Below are 23,149 nucleotides of genomic sequence, written 5' to 3' on the forward strand. Positions count from 1 at the left end.
GTGTCCTGCCGATGATGTTGTCATAGACGACATTGGAACGCAGGGCCCAAATAGCGATAAGGTTCATCATGGCGGGGCAACTTAACCCACATCTTCTTTTAGCCGTTCCTCTGGCTCCCCTGGCTGGCTCTGCGATTGCAGGCCTGCTCGGTACGAAGTTCTTTGGTAACGTCGTCGGCCGCAAGGTGTCGCATACGGCGACCATTCTTGGCGTGCTGATCGCCCTTATCATTTCCGTGCAGACGCTGCTGGCTGTGCTCGACGGCGCGACCTACAACGGTACGCTTTACACATGGATGAATGTGGCAGGTCTGAAGCTGGAAGTCGGCTTCCTGATCGATAGCCTGACGGCGATGATGATGTGTGTCGTCACCTTCGTGTCGTTGATGGTGCACATTTACACGATCGGCTACATGAAAGACGATGACGGCTATAACCGTTTCTTCGCCTACATTTCGCTGTTCACCTTCTCGATGCTGATGCTGGTCATGAGCAACAACTTCCTGCAACTGTTCTTCGGTTGGGAAGCGGTGGGGCTGGTGTCGTATCTGCTGATCGGTTTCTGGTATACCCGTCCGACCGCGATCAAGGCCAATATGAAGGCGTTTCTGGTCAACCGTGTTGGCGACTTTGGTTTCATTCTCGGTATCGGTCTCTTGCTGGCGTATTCCGGCTCCATGAACTACGCAGAAGTGTTTGCCAAGCGCGCTGAACTGGCACAACTGACACTGCCGGGTACCGACTGGATGCTATTGACCGTTGCATGTATCTGCCTGTTCGTTGGCGCCATGGGTAAGTCGGCCCAGTTCCCGCTGCACGTGTGGCTGCCAGACTCAATGGAAGGTCCTACTCCTATCTCGGCGCTGATTCACGCGGCGACGATGGTGACTGCAGGTATCTTCATGGTCTCGCGTATGTCGCCGCTGTTTGAATTGTCGGATACCGCTTTGTCCGTGATTCTGGTGATTGGTGCCATTACAGCGCTCTTCATGGGCTTCCTGGGCACAATGCAAAACGACATCAAGCGCGTCGTTGCTTACTCGACGTTGTCTCAGCTCGGTTACATGACGGTGGCGCTGGGTGCTTCGGCCTATTCGGTGGCGGTATTCCATCTGATGACGCACGCGTTCTTCAAGGCATTGCTGTTCCTGGGCGCAGGCTCGGTCATCATCGGTATGCACCATGATCAAGACATGCGCAACATGGGCGGTCTGCGCAAGTACATGCCGATCACCTGGATCACTTCATTGTTCGGTTCACTGGCTTTGATCGGTACGCCGTTCTTCTCGGGCTTCTATTCGAAGGACAGCATCATTGATGCCGCAGCTGCCTCGCATCTGCCTGGTTCCGGTTTTGCGTATTTCGCTGTGCTGGCAAGTGTGTTCGTGACCGCGTTCTACTCGTTCCGCATGTACTTCATGGTGTTCCACGGTGAAGAACGGTTCGGCAAGGCACACGCTCATGACGACCATCACGCTCCTGTAGCAGCGCACGGTGTGCATGATGATCATGCAGGCCATGATGCACACGCAGCGCATGATGATCATGATGATCACGAGCACCACGGATTGGCACCAGGACAAAAACCGCATGAGTCGTCGCTGGTAGTGACGCTGCCACTGATCCTGCTGGCAATTCCATCCGTGATCATCGGTTTCTTCGCGATCTCGCCGATGCTGTTTGGTGATTTCTTCAAGAATGTCATTTTCGTTGGTGAAAACCACAAGGTCATGGAAGAGCTGGCAGAAGAGTTCCACGGTCCGGTCGCGATGGCGGTGCATGCTGTCAGTTCGGCGCCGCTGTGGCTTGCAATTGCCGGTGTTGTAGTGGCTTATTACTTCTACATGGTCAATCCACGTGTACCTGCGTGGATCAAGAAAAATTTCAGCGCCATCTACACGCTGCTGGACAACAAGTACTACATGGACAAGTTCAATGAAGTCGTGTTTGCCGGTGGTGCACGTTTGTTGGGTGGTGGTCTGTGGGTGGTCGGTGATCGCGGCTTGATCGACGGCCTGGTCGTCAATGGAAGCGCCAAGGTAGTCAACTGGTTCTCGAAGCTCACACGTTTGTTCCAGTCCGGTTACATCTACCATTACGCGTTTGTAATGATTATTGGGGTACTGGGTTTCTTGGTGTGGGCTCTTCCGTTTCCGTTTGCCAAATAAGTTGGCGGAGTAAAGTAAATAACAACCATGATGCAGTCAACTTTTCCTATCCTGAGCCTTGCGATCTGGTGTCCGATCGTATTTGGTGCGCTCGTCCTGGCCGTTGGCCGTGACGAAAATCCATCCATTGCACGCTGGTTGGCGTTGCTTGGTGCCGTCGTCAGTCTGGCGGTGACCATCCCGCTGATACTGCATTTCGATGCAGCCGCACACGGCTATCAATTCGTCGAAAAGACACCTTGGATTGATCGTTTCAACATCAGCTACTTCCTCGGCATTGATGGCATATCGCTGTGGTTCATCCCGCTGACGGCGTTCATCACCGTGATCGTGGTGCTGGCGGGCTGGCAAGTCATTGAGAAGCGTGTCGGTCAGTACATGGGCTCCTTCCTGATTCTGTCCGGTCTGATGAACGGTGTGTTCTCGGCACTCGACGGCATGCTGTTCTACGTGTTCTTCGAAGCCACGCTGATTCCGATGTTTATCATTGTGGGTGTCTGGGGCGGTAGCAACCGTGTGTATGCGGCGTTCAAGTTCTTCCTCTACACCTTGCTCGGCTCCTTGCTGATGCTGATCGCACTGATCTATCTGTACATCGTTTCGGGTGGAAGCTTTGAAATTCCGACATGGCATCAACTGTCACTGTCGATGATCGAGCAAAAGCTGCTGTTCTTCGCATTCCTGATGGCGTTTGCGGTCAAGGTACCAATGTGGCCAGTGCATACCTGGTTGCCGGATGCCCACGTGGAAGCGCCAACTGGTGGTTCCATCGTACTGGCGGCGATCATGTTGAAGCTGGGTGCTTATGGTTTCCTGCGTTTCTCGCTGCCAATCGCACCTGATGCCAGCCATGCGCTGTCGGGTTTCATGATTACCTTGTCGCTGGTCGCTGTCATCTATATCGGTCTGGTTGCACTGGTTCAGCAAGACATGAAAAAACTGGTCGCCTATTCGTCGATTGCTCACATGGGTTTCGTGACGCTGGGCTTCTTCATGTTCAACGACATGGCAGTGCAGGGTGCGATTGCCCAGATGATTTCTCACGGTTTCGTATCTGGTGCGATGTTTATGTCCATCGGTGTGCTCTATGACCGCATGCATACCCGTGAAATTGCGCAATACGGTGGTGTGGTCAACAAGATGCCGCGTTTCGCAGCTTTCTTCATCCTGTTCTCGCTGGCCAACTGCGGCTTGCCTGCAACCTCTGGCTTCGTTGGCGAATTCATGGTGATCCTGGGCGCGGTCAAGTTCAATTTCTGGATTGGCTTGTTGGCAGCGACTGCACTGATCCTCGGCGCAGCCTATTCGCTGTGGCTGACCAAGCGCGTGATTTTTGGCAAGGTCGCCAACCACCATGTTGCCGAACTGACTGATGTCAACAAGCGTGAGTTCTTCATTCTCGGGCTGCTGGCAATTGCCGTGCTGGTCATGGGTCTGTATCCAGCACCAGTCACAGATGCGATGCAAACCTCGGTAACCGATTTGCTGCAGCACGTGTCGGTGTCGAAGATCACGAACTGATGTTGTATTTGATGTGGTAACAAGGTAGCAAACGCGGGCTGGGCTTGATAGTCTTGCCCGCGTCAGGCAGCGATGCGGTGCGACGTGTCGGGAAATGCTGGACGACGGCGCCACGGTGATGTCGCTACAGCAGATCACGGCGGCAACGGTAAGCGGACAAAATACGCGGACGAAAATAAGCGGTAACTAAATGAACAACATGAATCTGATCCCTGTCTATCCGGAAATATTTCTGCTGATTGCGGCTTCTGCAATCCTGCTGATTGACATGTTTTTGCCGGATGCAAAACGCTTTATCACCTACTTGCTGTCGTTGGTGACACTGGTAGTGTGCGGCGTGCTGACCTACAACAGCTACGTTGGCGGCGAAACTGTCTATGCCTTCAGTAACATGTTTGTCTCCGATCCGTTGTCGGGCATTCTGAAGCTGTTCTCGTATCTGGCCATCGGCCTGACACTGGTCTACGGCCGTCAATACAACAGCGACCGCGGTATCGTCGGTGGTGGTCGTCTGGGTGGTGAGTTCTATGCCCTGGCGTTGTTCTCGCTGCTGGGTCAGATGGTGATGATCTCCGGCAATAGCTTCCTGAGCATCTACCTCGGGCTTGAGCTGATGTCATTGTCCCTCTATGCACTGGTTGCGCTGCGTCGTAACAGTGTCGCAGCAACTGAAGCAGCCATGAAGTATTTCGTCCTTGGTGCGTTGGCTTCCGGTTTCCTGCTGTACGGTATTTCGATGTTGTATGGTGCCACCGGTTCGCTCGAACTCAACGAAGTGTTCCGCGCCATTGTCTCTGGTGCTGTTGACCGTACTGTTCTGGTGTTCGGCGTTGTATTCGTCGTGGCAGGTTTGGCATTCAAGCTCGGTGCCGTACCATTCCACATGTGGGTTCCTGATGTCTATCAAGGCGCGCCGACGCCGGTCACACTGCTGATTGGTGGTGCGCCGAAGTTGGCAGCATTTGCGATCACATTCCGTCTGTTGGTCGAAGGCTTGCTGCCGCTGGCGCTGGATTGGCAGCAAATGTTGACAGTGCTGGCTGTCCTGTCGATCGTGATCGGTAACCTGACCGCGATTGCACAGACCAACATCAAGCGCATGCTGGCCTATTCGACCATTTCGCACATGGGCTTCATGCTCTTGGGCATGCTGGCTGGTGTCGTCAACGGTAATCTGTCGCAGTCGCTCAATGCCTATAGCTCGTCGCTGTTCTATGTGATCACTTATGTGTTGACGACCTTGGGTGCATTCGGTGTCATCTTGTTGCTGTCACGCTCTGGTTTTGAAGCCGACAATCTGGAAGATTTCAAGGGGCTCAATCAACGTAGCCCATGGTTCGCTGCCGTGATGCTGATCCTGATGTTCTCGTTGGCTGGTATTCCACCAATGGTTGGTTTTTACGCCAAGTTGTCAGTATTGCAGGCGGCGCTCGGTACCGGTCAGATCTGGTTGCCTATCGTCGCCGTGCTGTTCTCGCTGGTGGGTGCTTTCTACTACCTGCGTGTGGTCAAGCTGATGTACTTTGATGAGCCTGCTGACGCCGGCAAGATTACTGCCACTCTGGATGTTCGTGTTGTCCTCAGCCTCAATGGCCTGGCGGCACTGGCCATCGGTTTGTGGCCAGGTCATTTGATGGAGGCTAGTGCCAACGCATTGGCGACCACGCTGGCTACCTATCTCACCCGCATCATCGGCGGCTAGTCAAGGATTGGGAGCGCTGACGGTGAATCTGTCGCTGTTAAGCTGGTGTGTGATCGTGTTGGCGGCGCTAGCCGCCAATCTCCCATTCCTCAATCAACAGTTGTTCGGGCTGCTTCCTTTGAGCCGGTCCACTTCCTACCGCAAGCCTGTCTGGCTGCGTCTGCTTGAGCTTGTTTCTTTATATCTGCTGGTTGGTGTTGTCGCCCGCTTACTGGAATCGAGCCTTGGCAATTCCTTTGCACAGACCTGGGAATTCTATGCTGTGACTGCCTGTCTGTTTCTGGTTCTGGCGTATCCCGGCTATGTAATCCGTTACCTGCGCAAACAGGTACGTTGAGCGCTTCTTCAATCGCAGTCTCTGCGATATGACGGATGTTTCGTCACTCACGTTGGCTATTTTTTCGCACTGTCTGTTTTCACCACTGATCGTTGTCAATTCCCATGGATGAACATCTCAAAGAAAGTAAAGTAGACGGTGGCCTTGTCTATGAAGGTCATTTTCTGAAGGTTCAACGCGATGTCATCCGTCTGCCTGATGGCAAGCAGGCTGCACGGGAATTTATAGTGCATCCGGGTGCTGTGACGATTTTGCCATTGTTCGAAGATGGCTCTGTGTTGCTTGAACGGCAGTACCGTTATCCGCTGGGGCAAGTATTCGTTGAATTTCCTGCAGGAAAAATCGACCCCGGTGAAGATCACCTTGCTTGTGCCAAGCGCGAGCTCAAGGAAGAGACCGGCTATACAGCCAGTGAGTGGCACTATGTCTGCACCATCCACAATGCGATCGCCTACTCGGATGAACACCTTGATCTGTATCTGGCGCGTGGTTTGCAGGCTGGCGAGCGCCAGCTGGACGACGGTGAATTTCTCGATGTGTACAAGTTACCATTGACCGAATTGCTCGCACAGATCCGCGAAGGCAAAGTCACCGATGTCAAAACTGTCATTGGTGCCTTCTGGCTGGAAAAGATCGTCAACGGCGAATGGAGTCCGAAGGCAGCTTGAGTCCTTCGCTGCAACTAGCTCCCCGTGCCGGACCAGCAATACGGGAAGCTTTAAAGCAGTTCCCGACTTTACATATTGGAATAGTTCGGTCCACCACCGCCTTCAGGAGTGACCCAGACAATGTTCTGGGTTGGATCCTTGATATCGCACGTCTTGCAGTGGACACAGTTTTGCGCATTGATCTGCAGGCGGTCGGTGTTGTCATCGTTTTTGACGAATTCATACACGCCAGCAGGGCAGTAGCGGCTTTCCGGACCCGCGTACTTTGCCAGATTGAGTCCGACCGGCACCGAAGCATCCTTCAAGGTCAGATGCACAGGCTGATCTTCAGCATGGTTGGTGTTGGAAATGAAAACTGACGACAAGCGATCAAAGGTCAGTTTGCCGTCTGGCTTCGGATACACAATCGGGCTAAAGTTTGCTGCAGGCTTCAGGCAGCTGTGGTCAGCGTGGCTGTGACGCAGTGTCCATGGGGCTTTGCCACCAAGCAGAACCTGATCGATACCGACCAGCAAGGTGCCGGTGAGCAGTCCCTTGCTCATCGATGGCTTGAAATTGCGCGCCTTGTGCAGCTCTTCATGCAGCCAGGATTTTTCAAAGGCAGCACTGTATGCGCTCAGTTCATCATATTGGCGACCATTGCCGAGTGCCTCGAACACGGCTTCGGCCGCCAGCATGCCGGTCTTGATCGCAGCGTGGCTGCCCTTGATACGAGACGCATTGAGGAAGCCAGCATCGCAGCCGATCAGGGCGCCGCCGGGGAAGGTCAGCTTGGGCAACGATTGCAGGCCGCCAGCCGTGATCGCACGGGCACCATAGGCCAGGCGTTTACCGCCTTCGAAGAATTTGCGGATTTCAGGATGGGTCTTGTAGCGCTGGAATTCTTCGTAGGGCGACAGATAAGGATTTTCATAAGCCAGTCCTACCACGTAACCGACCGCGACCTGATTGTTTTCCAGGTGATACAGGAAAGAACCGCCATAGGTACTCCGATCCAGCGGCCAGCCAGCCGTATGCACGACCAGGCCTGGCTGATGCAGCTTTGGATCGATTTCCCAGATTTCCTTGATGCCGATGGCATAGGTTTGTGGATCTTTACCCGCATCGAGCTTGAACTTGCTAATCAGTTGCTTGCCCAGATGACCGCGTGCACCCTCGGCAAAGAAGGTGTACTTGGCGTGCAGTTCCATTCCGAGCTGGAAGGCAGAGGTCGGCTGGCCGTGGCGGTCCACGCCCATGTTGCCAGTGGCAATGCCCTTGACCGAACCATCGTCGTTGTACAGTACTTCAGCGGCCGCGAAGCCGGGGAACACTTCCACTCCCAGTGCTTCAGCCTGCTGGCCAAGCCAGCGCACCACGTTGGCCAGCGAAATGACGTAGTTGCCGTGATTCTGGAAGCACTTTGGCAGCAACCAGTTGGGTGTCTTGTAAGCTTTCTCTGCACTCAGGAACAGGAAACGGTCTTCAGTCACAGCCGTATTGAGTGGCGCACCGCGTTCCTTCCAGTCGGGAAACAGCTCCGTGATCGCCTGTGGGTCCATGACTGCGCCCGACAGGATGTGGGCGCCGACTTCACTGCCTTTTTCCAGTACGCAGACGGAAACCTCGCGGCTTGTCTCTGCTGCCAGCTGCTTGATGCGGATAGCCGCCGACAGGCCCGCTGGCCCGCCACCGACGACCACCACGTCATATTCCATCGTTTCGCGGGGGCCAAATTGCGCCAGCAGGTCTTGAGTTTGAGTCATGGAGTGTCCCGTAGTATTTTTTTGAAATGAGATTTACGAACGATCGTGCTATTGTAAATATTTTTGGAGAGAAAGCTAGTCAGAATTCGAAGAAAAACCAGCGATTGGCGCAAAAGTAGTACGAAAAGCGAAATTGGCAAGCGTGCCCAGCATTTTATGTGATTTCCTCGCGGTGGTCAGTTCAAGGACCCAAGGGCAGCATTGTGGATTCAATGCAACAATGGAGACACATTCACTGACTGAATTTGCCGCAACGCCCAATCCGAGCGAGCCCGTATGTATCTCGCAAACCACCAAGAAAGGCAGTATCTGAATGAGCGATAAAACCTTGATTTATACGGCGCAAATGAAGTTGCGCTGGGGAGATATGGATGCATTTGGCCATGTCAATAACACGATTTATTTCCGCTACATGGAGCAGACCCGTATCGAATGGCTGGAGCAAGCCGGCTCCAGCATGGTGATTGACGACCACGGTCCCGTCATTGTCAATGCCAGTTGCACGTTCCTGCGTCAGCTCAAGTACCCGGCTGATATTGAAATCCGCATGTATGCGCAGACCCCGGGACGCTCAAGTTTCGACACCTTGTATGAGATTCGTCGTGTCGATCAGCCCGACATTTTGTACGCAGAGGGGAGTGCCAAGGTGGTTTGGGTGAATTTCAAGCAAGAGAAGTCAGCACCGCTACCTGAGGTAGTCAGGAAAATGCTGACAGCGTTGTAAGCTTTGCGAAAGAAAGCAGGAACAGAATCAGGATCACAAAAGAGGACAAGAACTGCGCACAGCGGTCAGCCATGAGTCGGGCTACACAGGATAGCTCGACCAGATAATTTATCCAGGAGGAAGACAATGACATACAAGACACATGCCGTGGTTGCGGCAGCTCTGCTCGGCCTTTCATTTTCGCTTGCCAGTACTTCTCAGGCCGCTGATCCAATCAAGATTGGTGTCTCTGGCCCCTTTACCGGTGGTTCTGCGCCAATGGGCGTATCGATGCGCGACGGCGTCAAACTGGCCGTAGCAGAGATCAATGCCGCAGGTGGTGTCCTTGGACGTCCATTGCAACTGATTGAGCGTGACGATGAGGCCAAGAATGAACGCGGTGTTCAGGTTGCACAGGAATTGATCAACAAGGAACGGGTCGTAGCTACCGTCGGTTTCATCAATACCGGCGTGGCACTGGCATCGCAGCGTTTTTATCAGGAAGCGAAAATTCCGGTACTCAACAACGTGGCAACCGGAACGGTCATCACCAAGCAGTTCGAGAAGGACAAGGATAATTATATTTTCCGTACCTCGGCCGCTGACCAGATCCAGGCCAAGATGATCGCCGACGAAGCGATCGACAAGCAAAAATATACCAAGGTCGCGATTCTGGCGGATTCGACCAATTACGGCCAACTTGGCCGGGAAGACCTGGAAAAGGTCTTGGCTGCCAAAAAAATTACGCCAGTCGCAGTCGAGAAGTACAACATCAAGGATGTCGACATGACTGCGCAGTTGCTCAAGTCCAAGCAGGGTGGTGCGCAAGTCGTACTGACCTACGGTATTGGTCCTGAACTGGCCCAAATTGCCAACGGCATGGAAAAGCTCAACTGGCATGTACCTATCATCGGTAGCTGGCCGCTGTCGATGGGTAACTTCATCGATAACTCCGGCAAGAACGGTGATGGTGCCCGGATGCCGCAAACCTTCATCCAGGAAGGCAGCACGCCCAAGCGCAAGGCCTTCATCGAAGCCTACCAAAAGGCCTACAAGATCGACCGCATGCCCTCTGCTGTCTCCGCTGCACAGGGTTACGACTCGATCTATCTGCTGGCAGCTGCCATCAAGCAGGCTGGCAGCACCGATGGCGACAAAGTACGCGCCGCGCTGGAAAATCTCAATACCAAGGTGGAAGGCGTTGTAACGACTTACAACAAGCCATTTACTCACGACGATCATGATGCAATCAAACCAGCCATGGTGGTGATGGGCGAAGTCAAGAACGGTCGCGTCGTCCTCGGTCAGTAATGCGATCCAAGGTGATTGTGCATTAATGGAAAAGGCCAGTCCGCCACAAGGACTGGCCTTTTTTACAGACTCGGTGATGGGTTTTGTGGATGTCGCGCTGGTGGTAGCTCAAAGGTCGATCTGGCTCAAGAGCGGACGCCTCAGCCTGCACAAGCCTCATTGTCGAACCAGTCGGCCACTGCATGGCCGTCGCATCTTGGGTAGATATCATGGATATTCTGTTACAGCTGATTTTCAGTGGCATTGCGCTGGGCATGATTTACGCCGTCATTGCCTTTGGTTATCAACTCACCTTTGCCACCTCCGGCACCCTTAATTTCGGGCAGGGCGAGGCGCTCATGCTTGGCGCGCTGGTCGGTCTGTCGGTGGTTGGCAACATTCACGGCGGTCCTTATCTCAATTACTGGTTGATGATTCCGGTAGTGCTGGTATTTGGCGCGTTACAAGGCATGTTTGTCGAATACATCGGGGTCCGTCCTTCCATCAAGATCAAGTCCGAGTTTGGCTGGATCATGTCGACCATTGCCCTGGCAATCATTTTCAAGAATGTCGCAGAAAATATCTGGGGAAAAGATGATTTGCCGTTTCCCAGCCCGTTGTCGGGCGCTCCGTTCCAGATTTTTGGCGCCAATGTACAGCCGATGCAGGTACTGGTTGTCGTGGGAGCGTTGGCAATGATGCTGGCGGTGGAGGCATTCAACCGCAAATCGATCTACGGTAAGGCAGTCGTGGCGACTGCCAATGACCGCGATGCAGCCGGCCTGATGGGGATCAATACCAGTATGGTGATCACTTTTTCCTACGCCTTGTCGTCGGCAACAGCAGCCTTCGCTGGCGTATTGGTGGCGCCGCTGACATTGACCGGCGCGACCATGGGCTCAGCGCTTGGGCTCAAGGCCTTTGCCGTTGCCATTATTGGCGGACTTACTTCCGGTATGGGCGCGATTGTCGGTGGACTGATTTTGGGCATAGCAGAAACGCTGACTGGTTTTTACATTTCGACCGGTTATAAGGAAGTCCCAGGACTGTTGCTGCTGTTGCTGGTGCTAGCGATCAAACCAGCCGGTCTGTTCGGCAAAACCGCGATCAAAAAGGTCTGATGCCATGAACAAGAAAATCCTCTTTTTTTCCGTACTTGGTATCGCCGTGCTGGCGGCTCTGCCACTGGTGGTGCGTAATCCTTACTACCTGCATCTGGCAGAAACCATTCTGATTTATGCGATTTTGTTGTTCGGGCTCGATATTGTGGTCGGCTATACCGGGCAGGTATCGCTGGGCCATGCCGGTTTGTTTGGTATCGGGTCTTACACCGCGGGCGTGCTGTATTTTCAGCTCGGGTTACCGATGTTGGTCGCATTGCCGGCCAGCATTGTCGTGACTGCCTTATTCGGGGCCGTGCTGGCCTTACCTGCGTTGCGTGTGACTGGGCCTTATCTGGCCATGGTGACATTGGCATTTGGCACCATCATTCAGATTCTCATCAATGAAATGAGCTTTCTGACGAACGGTCCGATGGGCGTGAAGATCCCCAAGATGCTGGTGGGTGACACCAAGCTTGATGAGGTGCAGTTTTTCTACGTCGTCGCCGTATTGATGGTGTTATCGCTGATCGTGGTGCATCGTGTTCTGCGCTCGCATCTCGGTCGTGCTTTCCAGGCCCTGCGGGACAGTCCTATCGCCTCAGATTGTATGGGCGTGTCGGTCTATCGCTACAAGGTCTACGCGTTCGTCATCAGTGCCGGGCTGGCTGGCCTGTCAGGGGCGCTGTATGCCTACTCGGAAGAGTACATCTCACCCAATACCTACAACTTTGAGCTGACCATCCTGTTCCTGCTGGCGGTAATTATGGGTGGGCGCAAGTCGCGCATTGGTTCGTTGATCGGGGCGTTGATCGTGGTGATGCTGCCAAGTCTGCTTTCCGACATTGACCTGTTCCGCCAGATCGCCACCATTGCCGCTGTCATTGTGTTGGCCGGTGGTGTGACCGCGCTGGTGCGACGGACCAAGACCCCGCGTGAGGTCGCGGTGCCGGTGGTGGCAACGATTGTGATGGCTGTCTTTTCATATCGACTGGAAAATATTACCGACTGGCGGCTCACCATTTTTGGTCTGATGACCTTGTTCGTTGTGTATTACCTGCAGGATGGTATTGTCGGCTTTGTTCGCAACCTGTTCGGCCGCATCCAAAACAGGCCGCTGCAGACTGAACAGCAATTGCAACAGCCTGGCAGCTCGGTCGAAGCGGTCATTACCACGGCGGCTGTGAGGGAGAATGGTGCCACGCTGCTCAAGGTCAATCAGATCCTGATGCAGTTTGGTGGCCTCAAGGCACTCAATCAGGTGGATCTGGATGTGCGCAAGGGCACCGTTCATGGCCTGATCGGACCAAACGGTTCGGGCAAGAGCACCATGATGAATGTGCTCACAGGGATCTATCAACCAACAGCAGGCGTTGTCGAGTACGACGGTCGTCCAATCACCGGGCAGACGCCATCGTTGATTGCACTGGGTGGCGTGGCACGGACCTTCCAGAACGTCCAGCTGTTTGGTGAGATGAGCGCGACTGAAAATATTCTGGTCGGTCTGCACCACACCTTCCATAGCAATGTCGCCGATGTCATGGCGAACAGCCCGCGCTATCTACGCGAAGAACGGGCGGCTCGCGAACGTGCAGCCGCGATTCTCGCCTTTATCGGGTTGTCAGATCTGGCGCAGGAAGAGGCGCGCAATTTGCCCTACGGCAAACAACGCCTGCTGGAGATCGGCCGCGCGCTTGGTCTCAACCCCAGCCTGTTGCTGCTCGATGAGCCTGCTGCCGGGTTGACTGCGCCTGACATTAAGGAACTGGTGGCCATCATCCACAAGATCCGGGATGTCGGCATCACCATCATCCTCATTGAACATCACATGGATGTCGTCATGGCGATCTGTGACACGCTGACTGTGCTGGATTTCGGGCAAAAAATTGCCGAAGGCAAGCCAGCCCAGGTCCAGGCTGATCCGAAGGTGATTGAAGCCTATCTCGGTGGCGGTGCCGCCGAGACTGCCCATGATCCCCATGCCAACACCGCTAGCGCAGGAGCCTGAGATGCTGACGATTTCAAATTTACAAGCGGCTTACGGCAAGGTGCAGGTATTGCATGGTATTTCGCTGGAAGTCCCAAAGGGAAAAGTAGTGACTTTGATTGGTTCCAACGGGGCCGGCAAAACGACCACCATGCGCGCCATCTCCGGCATGCTCAAGCCACGTGGCGGTACGGTGACGCTGGGCGGCAAGGATGTTACCGGGCAGGATTCGCATCAGATTGCCCGTGCCGGACTGGCGCATTCACCCGAGGGGCGGCGCGTATTTGCCACCATGAGCGTGACCGACAACCTTTTACTGGGGGCCTTCCCGAGGTTCACCAGGTCCCGTCCCAAGGGCGACATTGCCCACGATCTGGCGCGCGCACTGGAGTTGTTTCCACGGCTGAAGGAGCGGCAGACTCAACTGGCCGGTACGCTCTCTGGTGGAGAGCAGCAAATGCTCGCCATGGCGCGCGCTGTCATGCTCAATCCGGAAGTCATTCTGCTTGATGAGCCCTCCATGGGGCTGGCGCCGATTCTGGTGGATGAAGTGTTTCGCATCATTTTACGTCTGAAAGAGCAGGGCATCACCATGCTACTGGTCGAGCAGTTTGCCGCTGCGGCATTGAATGTGGCTGACTACGGCTACGTGCTGGAGAACGGCAAAATCTCGGTACATGGTCCTGCCCACAAGTTGCAGAATGATCCTGCAGTGCAGGCGGCTTATCTGGGAGGCGGTGCAGCACATTGATGGCGATGTGCAGGCGACAAGGTGGCGTTTGCTCTAAAATGGCGGCTTACCGATTTTGGTTTCCGTCGCCACTATGTTTACCCATGTCCACCAAACCTACTTTGCTAAGCGTTGCCGCCGCGAGTGAATTCCTGATCCAGTCAGCGTTGCCGATTTCGGAAATCGAACAGGTCGATACGCTGGCTGCCAATGGCCGCGTGCTGGCAGTACCTCAATTGGCGCAGATTAATGTTCCAGGCATGGATAACTCGCAGATGGATGGCTATGCCGTGCGTACTGTTGAGTGTCACGAAGGCGTCCGGTTGCGGGTGTCGCAGCGGATTCCTGCCGGACACGTGGGCGCCGTGCTGGAGCCCGGTACCGCAGCAAGGATTTTCACCGGTGCGATGGTCCCGCAAGGGGCCGATGCGATCATCATGCAAGAGGCTTGTGAGGCAGATGGTGACTACGTGACCTTGCACCAAGTGCCTGCAGTAGGCGAGTGGATACGCCGGATCGGCGAAGATATTCGCAGTGGTGCCACTATTTTGCCCGCAGGAGTTCGTTTGCGGCCACAGGAGCTAGGGCTGGCCGCCTCGGTCGGACTGGCCAGTTTGCCGGTGCGACGCAAGGTGCGCGTCGCCGTATTCTTTACCGGTGATGAACTGACCATGCCCGGTCAACCATTGGCACCCGGTGCCATCTATAACTCAAATCGATTTTTGCTGCGCGGCTTGCTGGAAAACCTCGGCTGCGAAGTCAGCGACTACGGCATCGTCCCAGATCAACTGCAAGCCACACGCGAGACGTTGCGCGCTGCAGCAGCGCGGCATGATTTGATCATCACCAGCGGTGGTGTATCGGTCGGTGAAGAAGATCATATCAAGCCAGCCGTGGAAGCCGAGGGACGGCTCAATATGTGGCAAATTGCCATGAAGCCCGGCAAGCCACTTGCCTTCGGTGAGGTTAACCATAGCAGCGAGGGAAGGGGCGGCAAAGCTTTCTTCTTCGGCCTGCCGGGTAATCCGGTATCAACCTTTGTTACCTTCCTGATCTTCGTCCGGCCATTCTTGCAGCGTCTGCAAGGCGTGGAACAGGTCGCGCCACGTGTGCTGACCCTGCGTGCCGACTTTAACTGGCCCAAGGCTGACCGGCGCCAGGAATTCCTGCGCGCGCGGATCAATGCAAACGGCGGTCTGGATTTGTTTCCCCACCAGGGTTCGGCTGTGCTGACGTCCACGGTGTGGGCCGATGGCTTGATTGATAATCCTGCAGGGCAAACTATTGCAGCCGGTGATCTGGTACGCTTCCTGCCGTTTGACCATTTGCTCCATTGAGTCGGGAGTGTATGTGAGATTGATTGTGGCTGAATACGACAACGTAATTGATGGTGTAAATGTGAGTGTGAACTTCAGATGAAAATTGAACTACGTTTTTTTGCCAGCGTACGTGAGGCGCTTGGCATTGCCGAGGAAATCATTGATCTGCCACCGCATGTGCGCACGGTCGGTGATGTACGCGCTTTTTTGATGGGGCGCGGCGGCATCTGGTTCGATGTTCTCGCGCCGGAAAAGGCACTGCGCATGGCCTATGATCACAATATGACAGGACCTGAAACCGAGCTCGCCGAGGGCGGGGAAGTGGCTTTCTTTCCACCGGTGACTGGTGGTTGAGGCGCCAGGATATCTGCCAGTAAAGCAGAAAATAAGTCAGGCAGACAGTACAACACATTTCTCATCATGACGCTCTCCAGACAGGAACTAGAACTGATTTCCCGCGGAACGCTGGAGCACTATGCTGGCCGTGCGGAGGAGTTTCGCGAGAATACGCGTGACCATGATGTCAGCCAGAACATCCATGCCTTGCTCTCTGCCATCGGCAAACCGGCACCATTGACAATACTCGATTTTGGTTGTGGTCCCGGACGCGATCTGCGCGCTTTCAGTGCATTGGGTCACCGTGCTATCGGCCTCGATGGCAGTAGTCGCTTTGTCGAGATGGCGCGCGCCGATAGTGGCTGTGAGGTATGGCATCAGGACTTCTTCGCACTGGATCTGCCTGAACATTACTTTGACGGTGTTTTTGCCAATGCCTCGCTGTTTCATGTCCCGCATTCAGAGCTGCCGCGTGTGCTGGGTCAACTGCGTGCGACATTGCGGCCGGATGGCGTATTATTTTGTTCCAATCCGCGTGGTAGCAACAGCGAGGGCTGGAGTAGCGGACGCTACGGGTCTTATCATGATCTGGAGGCTTGGCGCAGCTACCTGCAAGCCGCTGGTTTCGTAGAGCTGGCCCATTATTATCGTCCGGACGGATTGCTGCGGGACCAGCAGGCCTGGCTCGCCACGGTCTGGAAAGCGGTCGCGACAGGCATCACAGAAGCCAATAACAAATAAACCAACAAGCTATTTTACTCAGGTATTCAAGGGAAGGAATTTCGTGCAAACCACTACTGCAATCGCCGCCTGGGCGGCGCACGACACGCGTCTTTTGCTCTCCGTGCTGGGAGCATTGATCGCCATCGTGGTGCTGATCAGCATTCTCAAGATCGCACCATTTCTCTCCATTCTGCTCGGCACGTTCATCGCCGGTAGTGCCGCCGGCCTGCCGCTGGAAAAGATCGCCGGTGCTTTCAGCAAAGGCGCTGGCAGCATTCTTGGCGAGGCTGGCATCATCATCGCATTAGGTGCCATGCTCGGGGCGCTGATGGCAGACTCCGGTGCTGCCGACAAGATCGTGACCACCTTGTTGCGCTATGCCAAGGGCCGTGCCATTCCCTGGATGATGGCCTTGGTGGCGCTGGTGGTCGGCTTGCCACTGTTTTTTGAAGTCGGGCTGGTGATGATGGCGCCGATCATCTTTGTCATGGCGCGCCGTGCACAACAACCGATCCTGCGGGTTGCAATTCCAGCACTGGCTGGTATGACGACCTTGCACGCTTTGTTGCCGCCGCATCCTGGCCCGTTGATCGCCGTCAGCGCCTTGCATGCTGATCTTGGTACGACGATGGTGCTGGGTTTTGTGGTTGCCATTCCTGCCGTGATTCTGGCGGGGCCGTTGTACGGCATGTGGTTGGCACCACGTTTGCAGGTCGGTGAACCAGAGCAGATCGGTGCCTTGTTCAAAGGTCAGCAGGAAGAACGCTTGCTGCCAGGGTTCTGGCCATCACTGATTACCATTCTGTTGCCGGTGGTGCTGATGCTTGGCCGTACTGTGGCAAAGATCTGGCTGACCCCGGAAACCAGTCTGTTTGATGCACTCAATTTCTTTGGCGAACCGATCATTGCGCTGACGGTAACGGTGCTGTTTGCGGTCATCGTACTGGGTTGGGGGCGCGGCAAGAGCCGTACCGAAGTCGGTGTCATCCTGCGCAAGGCTTTGCCACCGATTGCGGGCTTGCTGCTGACCATCGGCGCCGGTGGTGGACTGAAACAGGCGCTCCTGACGGCGGGCATCAGTGACACCATCACCAAGGTTGCCAGCGGTACCCATATGCCGCTGATTTTGCTGGCCTGGCTGATTGCCGTGGCGCTGCGTCAGGCAACCGGATCGGCAACCGTTGCGACTACCGCGACGGCCGGGATTGTGGCGCCGCTGGTGGCGACCTTGTCGGGCACCCACAATGCACTGATGGCCTTATCGATTGGTGCTGGTTCGGTGTTTTTCTGCCACGTTAATGACGCCGGCTTCTGGATGGTGAAGGAGTATTTTGGTCTTGATCTGAAGCAGACCTTTGCCACCTGGTCGGTGATCCAGACGATCGTATCGGTGGTCGGTCTGGTCATGACGCTGTTGCTCTGGGGCGTACTGAGTTAGTCCAGATAACGTCACGTGTGAGAGAGACCATGCCAATTCGCATCCAGACCGCCGACTTTGATCTCAGTGCTGAAATTGCAGCACTGCGGCTGTCCAACCCCAAGGTTGGCGCGGTGGTCAGCTTTGTTGGCACGGTACGCGATCTCAATGACGGTGCCAGTGTGTCGGAGATGACACTGGAGCACTATCCCGGCATGACCGAGAAAGCGCTGGAGCAAATTGTCGAGACCGCGCGCACGCGGTGGGACATCGCCGATGCATTGGTGATCCATCGGGTTGGCCCACTTTTGCCGCTGGCGCAGATTGTGCTGGTAGCGGTAAGCGCCAAACATCGCGGGGAAGCTTTTGCAGCCTGCGAATTCATCATGGATTACCTCAAGACTGAGGCACCGTTCTGGAAGAAGGAACAAACGCCAGACGGTGCCCGTTGGGTGGATGCCCGAGATAGTGATACCTCGGCGCGCGACAGATGGAGTTTGCCACCCGCAACGCGCGAGTAATCCCGCCAGCCCGCATTCGATTGCGTCGACCAACTCCACTCATCAGCCTTTTGTTCACCTCCATGTTTCGACTCCCAACAACTGCTACCGCGCCATTTTGTCCCTCTGAAGTTGCCGGTAGTGTCACGGTACCAGTGTCAGCCTCGCTCTGGCAGAAACTCAAGGTTTATGTCGGTCCAGGTCTGCTGATTTCGATTGGTTACATGGACCCGGGCAACTGGGCAACCTCGGTGCAGGCCGGGTCACAGTTTGGCTATCAGTTGCTGTTTGTGGTGATGCTCTCCAGTCTGGCCGCCATCGTGCTGCAATGCCTGTGTGCCCGGCTCGGCATTGTGACCGGCAAGGATCTGGCAGTGCACTCGCGGGAAAACTATTCGCCGGCCGTTGGCAAAGGCATGTGGCTCTTTGCCGAATTGTCGATCGTTGCCTGTGATCTGGCCGAGGTGCTGGGTTGCGCATTGGCGTTCAAGCTGTTGATGGGGGTGTCGCTACCGGTTGGCGTGGTCTTGACCGCCTTCGATACGCTGATTGTGCTGGGCTTGCAGGGCCGTGGATTCCGCCAGGTGGAGGCAATCATTCTGGGCTTGGTGGCAACCATCGCCGTATGTCTGTTTGCGCAACTGGCGCTGGTCCAGGCGGATTGGCATGCCGTTGCGCAGGGTTTTATTCCCTCGTTGTCGGCGCTGTCGTCGCGCGACCCGCTGTATCTGGCCATTGGAGTGCTGGGGGCAACCGTGATGCCACACAATCTGTACCTGCATTCCTCGATTGTGCAAACCCGGGTGGTCTCGCGTGATGCCGGGAACCGCCGTGGTTTGCTGGAAGCGATCCGCTTTACCCGTGTCGATACGATTGTGTCGCTGGTGATGGCGATGGCGATCAATGCCGCCATCCTGATTCTGGCGGCTTCCGCTTTCTTCCGCACGGGACGCACCGATGTGGTCGATCTGGACGTTGCCTATCATTTGCTCGATCCGATCACCGGCGGCTCGCTGGCAGCGATTCTCTTTGGTATCGGCCTGTTTGCGGCAGGGCAAAGCTCCACCTTCACCGGCACAATTGCCGGACAGGTGATCATGGAAGGCTTTTTGAAACTGCGGATTCCTTGCTGGCAGCGCCGCATGATCACGCGTGGCCTGGCATTGATCCCGGCGCTGATCGGGGTGCTGACGTTAGGGGAGCATTCGGTGGGTCGCTTGCTGGTACTGAGTCAGGTTGTTCTGAGCCTGCAACTGCCGTTCGCGATGTACCCCTTGATCCGCCTGACCAGCCGGCGCGACATCATGGGCGAGTTTGTCAATCTCTGGTGGACGTCAGCACTGAGCTGGGTGTTGTTCATCGGTATCAGCGCCGCCAATCTATGGCTGGTAGTGCAGTTGTTCATGTGACGGCGCTTCTGCTGGTCTGTATTTATTTCTTTTCCTGTTTGTCAGCCTGACTACGAGCCTGACTGGCTGGCTCCAGCACCACGGTGCAGGTCAGGCCAGCAGCCAGCAAGACACCCTTGGGCACTTCATCAATCTGAATGTGTACCGGAATCCGTTGTGCCAGGCGAACCCAGTTGAAGGTTGGATTGACGTCGGCCAGCAGCTCGCGGCTTTGTGGATTGTCGCGGTCATAAATACCACGTGAAATACTGTCCACATGGCCGCGCAGGGTGGCACCATTGATCAATTGAATCGTCGCCTTGTCACCCACGGCCAGATAGGGCAGTTTGGTTTCTTCAAAATAGCCGTAGACCCAGAAGGAATGGCTGTCGATGATGGCGATCTTGGCAGCCCCGGCACTGGCGAAGTCACCACGACGCACGTTCAGATTGGTAATGTAGCCATCCACGGGAGCGAACACCTTGGTGCGGTCTAGATTGAGCTTGGCGGCATCGCGCTGCGCTACGGCTACCTGATATTGGGCCGCTGCAGCGGCAACAGCACTGTCCGCATCTTCACGACTTTCGCGCGAGACTACCAGGCTATCCATATCGGCACGGCGATGTGCCTGTGCGCGGCGCATGTCGAGTTCGGCCTTGCGTACCTGCACGGCAGCATCTGCTTGTTGCAGCGCCAGCTGGTAATGGGCCGGGTCAATCTGCATCAGCAGATCGCCTTTGCGGACCTGCTGGTTGTCGTGCACCGGCAGCTCGACCACCTGACCGGAGACATCCGGTGCAATATTGATGACCTCGGCGCGGACTCGACCATCACGGGTCCAAGGTGACTCCATGTAGCGCTGCCAGAGCGTGCGCGCTAGCAAAATTGCGGCTGCGAAAATCAGCAACGTCACTAAAAAACGAAAAATCGATTTGACCGACATGATGAAAAGCTCCTGATAAATTCAATATGGGGTTGCGATGCAGGCGACAGCTCAGCGATAGATTGCCAGCCCTAAAAGGGCGGCGACGCAAGTCAGCAGACTGACCCGGAACAAGGCGGGATGCCACACCAACTGGTAAAAATTCACGCGCACCAAGAGTCTGTCCACCAAGAGCACGATGGCCCCAGCCAGCAGGACTGCCGGCAGCAGCGTCGGAATATAGGCGTCGAAAAAGGAAATTTCGCGCGGCAGCAGGGTGGGCAGGATCGTTGGCGTCAGTGACAACATGAAGGGCTCCGTCAGACTATGAGGCAGAAGATGTTGGGGTTTTGTCGTTAGCAGTATAGGCATTGCCAGTCACCCGCAACGTATTGAGCGGCGACTGGGCATCCAGCATCGCAGTACGAATGAAGTGCAGATAGCTCAGCGCGCGTTGCAGCCGATGGCGCTCGCCGCGTTCGCGATAATGCGGTCCGATTGCCAGTTGCACTGTCTGGATGGCTGCATTATTGGCCTGCAGGGCCACTTGTAGCGTCGCAGGTGAGGGGCGTTCGAACAACGCAGGCAGGTGTTGGCGCAACTGATCCAGGCTGGCATAGGCCGCCTCTGGCAGCAATTCGGGATGACTAGTGCGAATTCCCTGCAGTTCGCTACGCAGTTCAATGACCGCGTGGCCGATTTCCAATGTTGCGTACATCCAGCCGAACGCACGCCGACGCAAGACGGGACGGCTGCTGGTGACCAGCATGATTTGATGCATCAGGTCACGGGTGCCACTTTCAAACTGCAATGCCAACTGTGTCAGCTTGCCACGGCAGGCTTGAAGTACCTGCTTGCGCAATTGCTTTTCCAGATGCCGTACCGACCAGTCGGTGGTCGGTGGTAACAGCAGTGCAAAGGCAAGGGTGGTGACGACCAGCGATACTACGAGTGCAATGGCTTCGTTGATGTAGGCAGTCGCGTTGAGCTGAATCAGGTTATCTGGCACTGCCAGGAACGGGAAGAAAATACACATTCCCATGCCATAGCCAGCCAATGTGGGTCGGGTGGTCAACAGCACCGCCAGCATCAATACCGGTGTCAGCGCCGCTGCCAGCATCCAGAATCCGTCCAGGTTTGGCAGGATATGGAAGGTATAGACATAACCCAGCAAGGCTGCCAGCACGACGCCCATGGTCGTGGTGCGGGTAGCTTTGGCAGGATCCGGCGCGGCCGAAGTGATGGCACAGAATGCCGCCGCATTGAGCGCGGCGACGTCGCCACTGGGCCAGCCACTGAGGAGCCAGAATGCCGACAGACCAATCAGGGTGATGGCGGCCCGGGCACCAGCAATGGCGGCAATCACCGCACTGGTTTTGGGGGCATAGCTGTGGTCCCAGTCTTCCCGCGCATGGTGGCGTTGTCCCAGCGAAGCGTAGGTCAAGGTATAGGCATGCAGCTCTTCGACGACACGGTACAGCAGCTCACTGGCAGTATCGAAATCGAGCATCGCTTCGTCGGTCAGTGTCGTCGCTAGTGTAGTACGGGTAGCGCGAACGCGGCGTGGCAGGGTCTGTTTGTAACGATCCAGCTGGAGTGCCGCTTCGCCAGCATCGACTGCGCTCATCACCGGTTCGCCGGTATGGCGGGTCAGCAGTGGCTGGACTTCGCGGAAATACGGTGAAATCTCGGTAATGACAGTTTCCGTCGCGGGGGTCTTGCTGGCGTGCAGGCGATTCATCAATTGATGCAAGGCATGTACGCGTGTCGACAAGGCCATGAATTCGCTGTTCATCCGGGTCAGGCGACCACTCCGTATGCGGATTTCCGGATCTTCAAAAATGGCGGAACTGCGCATGGCTTCGAGGCCAATGATGTCAGCCACAAAGCGGGCATTGGCGCCTTCAAGCTGCTTACGCTCGGCGCTGCCACCGAGGGTGTTGCCAATCAGATCGACGAAGGCAGAAAAACGGCCACGAATGATCTTCACCAGACGTGGAGCGCTGGCCTGTGGCAAGACCAGTGCGCTGACCACGGCACAGCAGATGATGCCAACCGTGATCGAGGTCACCCGGCTCATGATCGAATTGAAGGTGACTGCAGGATGCAGGGCAGCGGGCAGACCGATCAATGCCACGGTATAGCCCGAGAGCACAAAGCCGTAGGAGCGGAAGTTGCGGTTATGCGCCGAGCCAAAGGTACACAGTCCGATCCATAGCGAGGTGGTCAGCAAGAATAACTCTGGCGTCTGGGCGAACAGGCCCACCGAGACCACGATGGCGATCGAGCCGACCAGCGTACCGACGACGCGGTAAAAGCTCTTGGACAGAATCATCCCGCTTTGTGGTTGCATGACGATAAAGACAGTAATCATCGCCGAGCGTGGTGACTCCAGGTCCAGCGCATAGCCAATGCCAAGCGCCAGCAAGGCTGCGGCCACCATCTTGAAGACGTAGATCCAGTTCGGCAACTCGTTGTCGCGCCAGTCTTCGGCGACATCGTATGCCTGATGCATCAGGCGTTGCCCCAGTGTCCGGCCAGATCCGGTACGATCAGGCGTGCCCGATGAGTCTGCCGTAGCGGCAGAATTGGC

Annotated in this window: 20 protein-coding genes; 16 read left to right on the forward strand and 4 right to left on the reverse strand. The window is 55.6% G+C overall.

All coding sequences use genetic code 11. The features are described from left to right. The first annotated feature begins 68 nt into the window (after positions 1 to 68). The 5 genes from nuoL (at position 69) to FHW66_RS07620 (ending at position 6,396) form a co-directional block, all read left to right on the forward strand. Positions 69 to 2,168, forward strand: coding sequence for an NADH-quinone oxidoreductase subunit L (gene nuoL / locus FHW66_RS07600; protein WP_183379172.1), 2,100 nt, complete (start codon positions 69 to 71; stop codon positions 2,166 to 2,168). 27 nt (positions 2,169 to 2,195) lie between these two features. After that, a complete protein-coding gene (locus tag FHW66_RS07605) occupies positions 2,196 to 3,689 on the forward strand; it encodes an NADH-quinone oxidoreductase subunit M (RefSeq protein ID WP_183379173.1) in 1,494 nt (497 codons plus the stop codon). Between the two features lie 190 nt (positions 3,690 to 3,879). Next, positions 3,880 to 5,391 (forward strand): NADH-quinone oxidoreductase subunit NuoN, encoded by a 1,512-nt coding sequence (nuoN, locus tag FHW66_RS07610; RefSeq protein WP_183379174.1) that lies wholly within the window; start codon positions 3,880 to 3,882, stop codon positions 5,389 to 5,391. 22 nt (positions 5,392 to 5,413) lie between these two features. Beyond that, the gene (locus FHW66_RS07615; protein ID WP_183379175.1) at positions 5,414 to 5,728 is read left to right on the forward strand and encodes a DUF2818 family protein; all 315 of its coding nucleotides are present in this window, start codon (positions 5,414 to 5,416) and stop codon (positions 5,726 to 5,728) included. Positions 5,729 to 5,832: 104 nt separating this feature from the next. Further along, a complete protein-coding gene (locus FHW66_RS07620) occupies positions 5,833 to 6,396 on the forward strand; it encodes an NUDIX domain-containing protein (protein WP_183379176.1) in 564 nt (187 codons plus the stop codon). A 68-nt stretch (positions 6,397 to 6,464) separates the two neighbouring features. Here FHW66_RS07620 and FHW66_RS07625 read toward each other — a convergent pair whose 3' ends face one another. Next, positions 6,465 to 8,141, reverse strand: coding sequence for an electron transfer flavoprotein-ubiquinone oxidoreductase (locus FHW66_RS07625; protein ID WP_183379177.1), 1,677 nt, complete (start codon positions 8,139 to 8,141; stop codon positions 6,465 to 6,467). Between the two features lie 313 nt (positions 8,142 to 8,454). Between FHW66_RS07625 and FHW66_RS07630 the strand changes: the two genes are divergently transcribed. The 11 genes from FHW66_RS07630 to FHW66_RS07680 all read left to right on the forward strand — a co-directional run bounded on the left by FHW66_RS07630 (position 8,455) and on the right by FHW66_RS07680 (position 19,655). Further along, a complete protein-coding gene (locus FHW66_RS07630; RefSeq protein WP_183379178.1) occupies positions 8,455 to 8,865 on the forward strand; it encodes a thioesterase family protein in 411 nt (136 codons plus the stop codon). Between the two features lie 126 nt (positions 8,866 to 8,991). After that, positions 8,992 to 10,155, forward strand: coding sequence for an ABC transporter substrate-binding protein (locus FHW66_RS07635; protein ID WP_183379179.1), 1,164 nt, complete (start codon positions 8,992 to 8,994; stop codon positions 10,153 to 10,155). Between the two features lie 209 nt (positions 10,156 to 10,364). Continuing rightward, the gene (locus FHW66_RS07640) at positions 10,365 to 11,255 is read left to right on the forward strand and encodes a branched-chain amino acid ABC transporter permease (protein ID WP_183379180.1); all 891 of its coding nucleotides are present in this window, start codon (positions 10,365 to 10,367) and stop codon (positions 11,253 to 11,255) included. A gap of 4 nt (positions 11,256 to 11,259) precedes the next feature. After that, positions 11,260 to 13,242, forward strand: a complete 1,983-nt coding sequence (locus FHW66_RS07645; RefSeq protein WP_183379181.1) for an ATP-binding cassette domain-containing protein — start codon at positions 11,260 to 11,262, stop codon at positions 13,240 to 13,242. Between the two features lies 1 nt (position 13,243). After that, positions 13,244 to 13,972 (forward strand): ABC transporter ATP-binding protein, encoded by a 729-nt coding sequence (locus FHW66_RS07650; protein ID WP_183379182.1) that lies wholly within the window; start codon positions 13,244 to 13,246, stop codon positions 13,970 to 13,972. An 83-nt stretch (positions 13,973 to 14,055) separates the two neighbouring features. Beyond that, a complete protein-coding gene (gene glp / locus FHW66_RS07655; RefSeq protein ID WP_183379183.1) occupies positions 14,056 to 15,288 on the forward strand; it encodes a gephyrin-like molybdotransferase Glp in 1,233 nt (410 codons plus the stop codon). 78 nt (positions 15,289 to 15,366) lie between these two features. Then, positions 15,367 to 15,624, forward strand: a complete 258-nt coding sequence (gene moaD / locus FHW66_RS07660) for a molybdopterin converting factor subunit 1 (RefSeq protein ID WP_183379184.1) — start codon at positions 15,367 to 15,369, stop codon at positions 15,622 to 15,624. 66 nt (positions 15,625 to 15,690) lie between these two features. After that, positions 15,691 to 16,347, forward strand: coding sequence for a bifunctional 2-polyprenyl-6-hydroxyphenol methylase/3-demethylubiquinol 3-O-methyltransferase UbiG (locus FHW66_RS07665; RefSeq protein ID WP_183379185.1), 657 nt, complete (start codon positions 15,691 to 15,693; stop codon positions 16,345 to 16,347). A 43-nt stretch (positions 16,348 to 16,390) separates the two neighbouring features. Then, on the forward strand, positions 16,391 to 17,767 hold the full coding sequence (locus FHW66_RS07670; protein WP_183379186.1) for a gluconate:H+ symporter: 1,377 nt from the start codon (positions 16,391 to 16,393) through the stop codon (positions 17,765 to 17,767). 29 nt (positions 17,768 to 17,796) lie between these two features. Beyond that, positions 17,797 to 18,267, forward strand: coding sequence for a molybdopterin synthase catalytic subunit MoaE (gene moaE, locus FHW66_RS07675; protein ID WP_183379187.1), 471 nt, complete (start codon positions 17,797 to 17,799; stop codon positions 18,265 to 18,267). A 62-nt stretch (positions 18,268 to 18,329) separates the two neighbouring features. Next, positions 18,330 to 19,655 (forward strand): Nramp family divalent metal transporter, encoded by a 1,326-nt coding sequence (locus FHW66_RS07680; RefSeq protein ID WP_183379188.1) that lies wholly within the window; start codon positions 18,330 to 18,332, stop codon positions 19,653 to 19,655. A 22-nt stretch (positions 19,656 to 19,677) separates the two neighbouring features. Here FHW66_RS07680 and FHW66_RS07685 read toward each other — a convergent pair whose 3' ends face one another. From FHW66_RS07685 to FHW66_RS07695, 3 genes are read right to left on the reverse strand one after another with little or no spacing between them, the layout of a single operon-like run. Next, positions 19,678 to 20,577, reverse strand: coding sequence for an HlyD family secretion protein (locus tag FHW66_RS07685; protein WP_183379189.1), 900 nt, complete (start codon positions 20,575 to 20,577; stop codon positions 19,678 to 19,680). Positions 20,578 to 20,628: 51 nt separating this feature from the next. Next, on the reverse strand, positions 20,629 to 20,865 hold the full coding sequence (locus tag FHW66_RS07690; protein WP_370543433.1) for a DUF1656 domain-containing protein: 237 nt from the start codon (positions 20,863 to 20,865) through the stop codon (positions 20,629 to 20,631). A gap of 16 nt (positions 20,866 to 20,881) precedes the next feature. After that, positions 20,882 to 23,071, reverse strand: coding sequence for an FUSC family protein (locus FHW66_RS07695; RefSeq protein WP_183379364.1), 2,190 nt, complete (start codon positions 23,069 to 23,071; stop codon positions 20,882 to 20,884). Positions 23,072 to 23,149 lie beyond the last annotated feature (78 nt).

Origin of the sequence: Herbaspirillum sp. Sphag64 (assembly GCF_014192645.1) — a bacterium.
Lineage (GTDB): Bacteria > Pseudomonadota > Gammaproteobacteria > Burkholderiales > Burkholderiaceae_D > Herbaspirillum.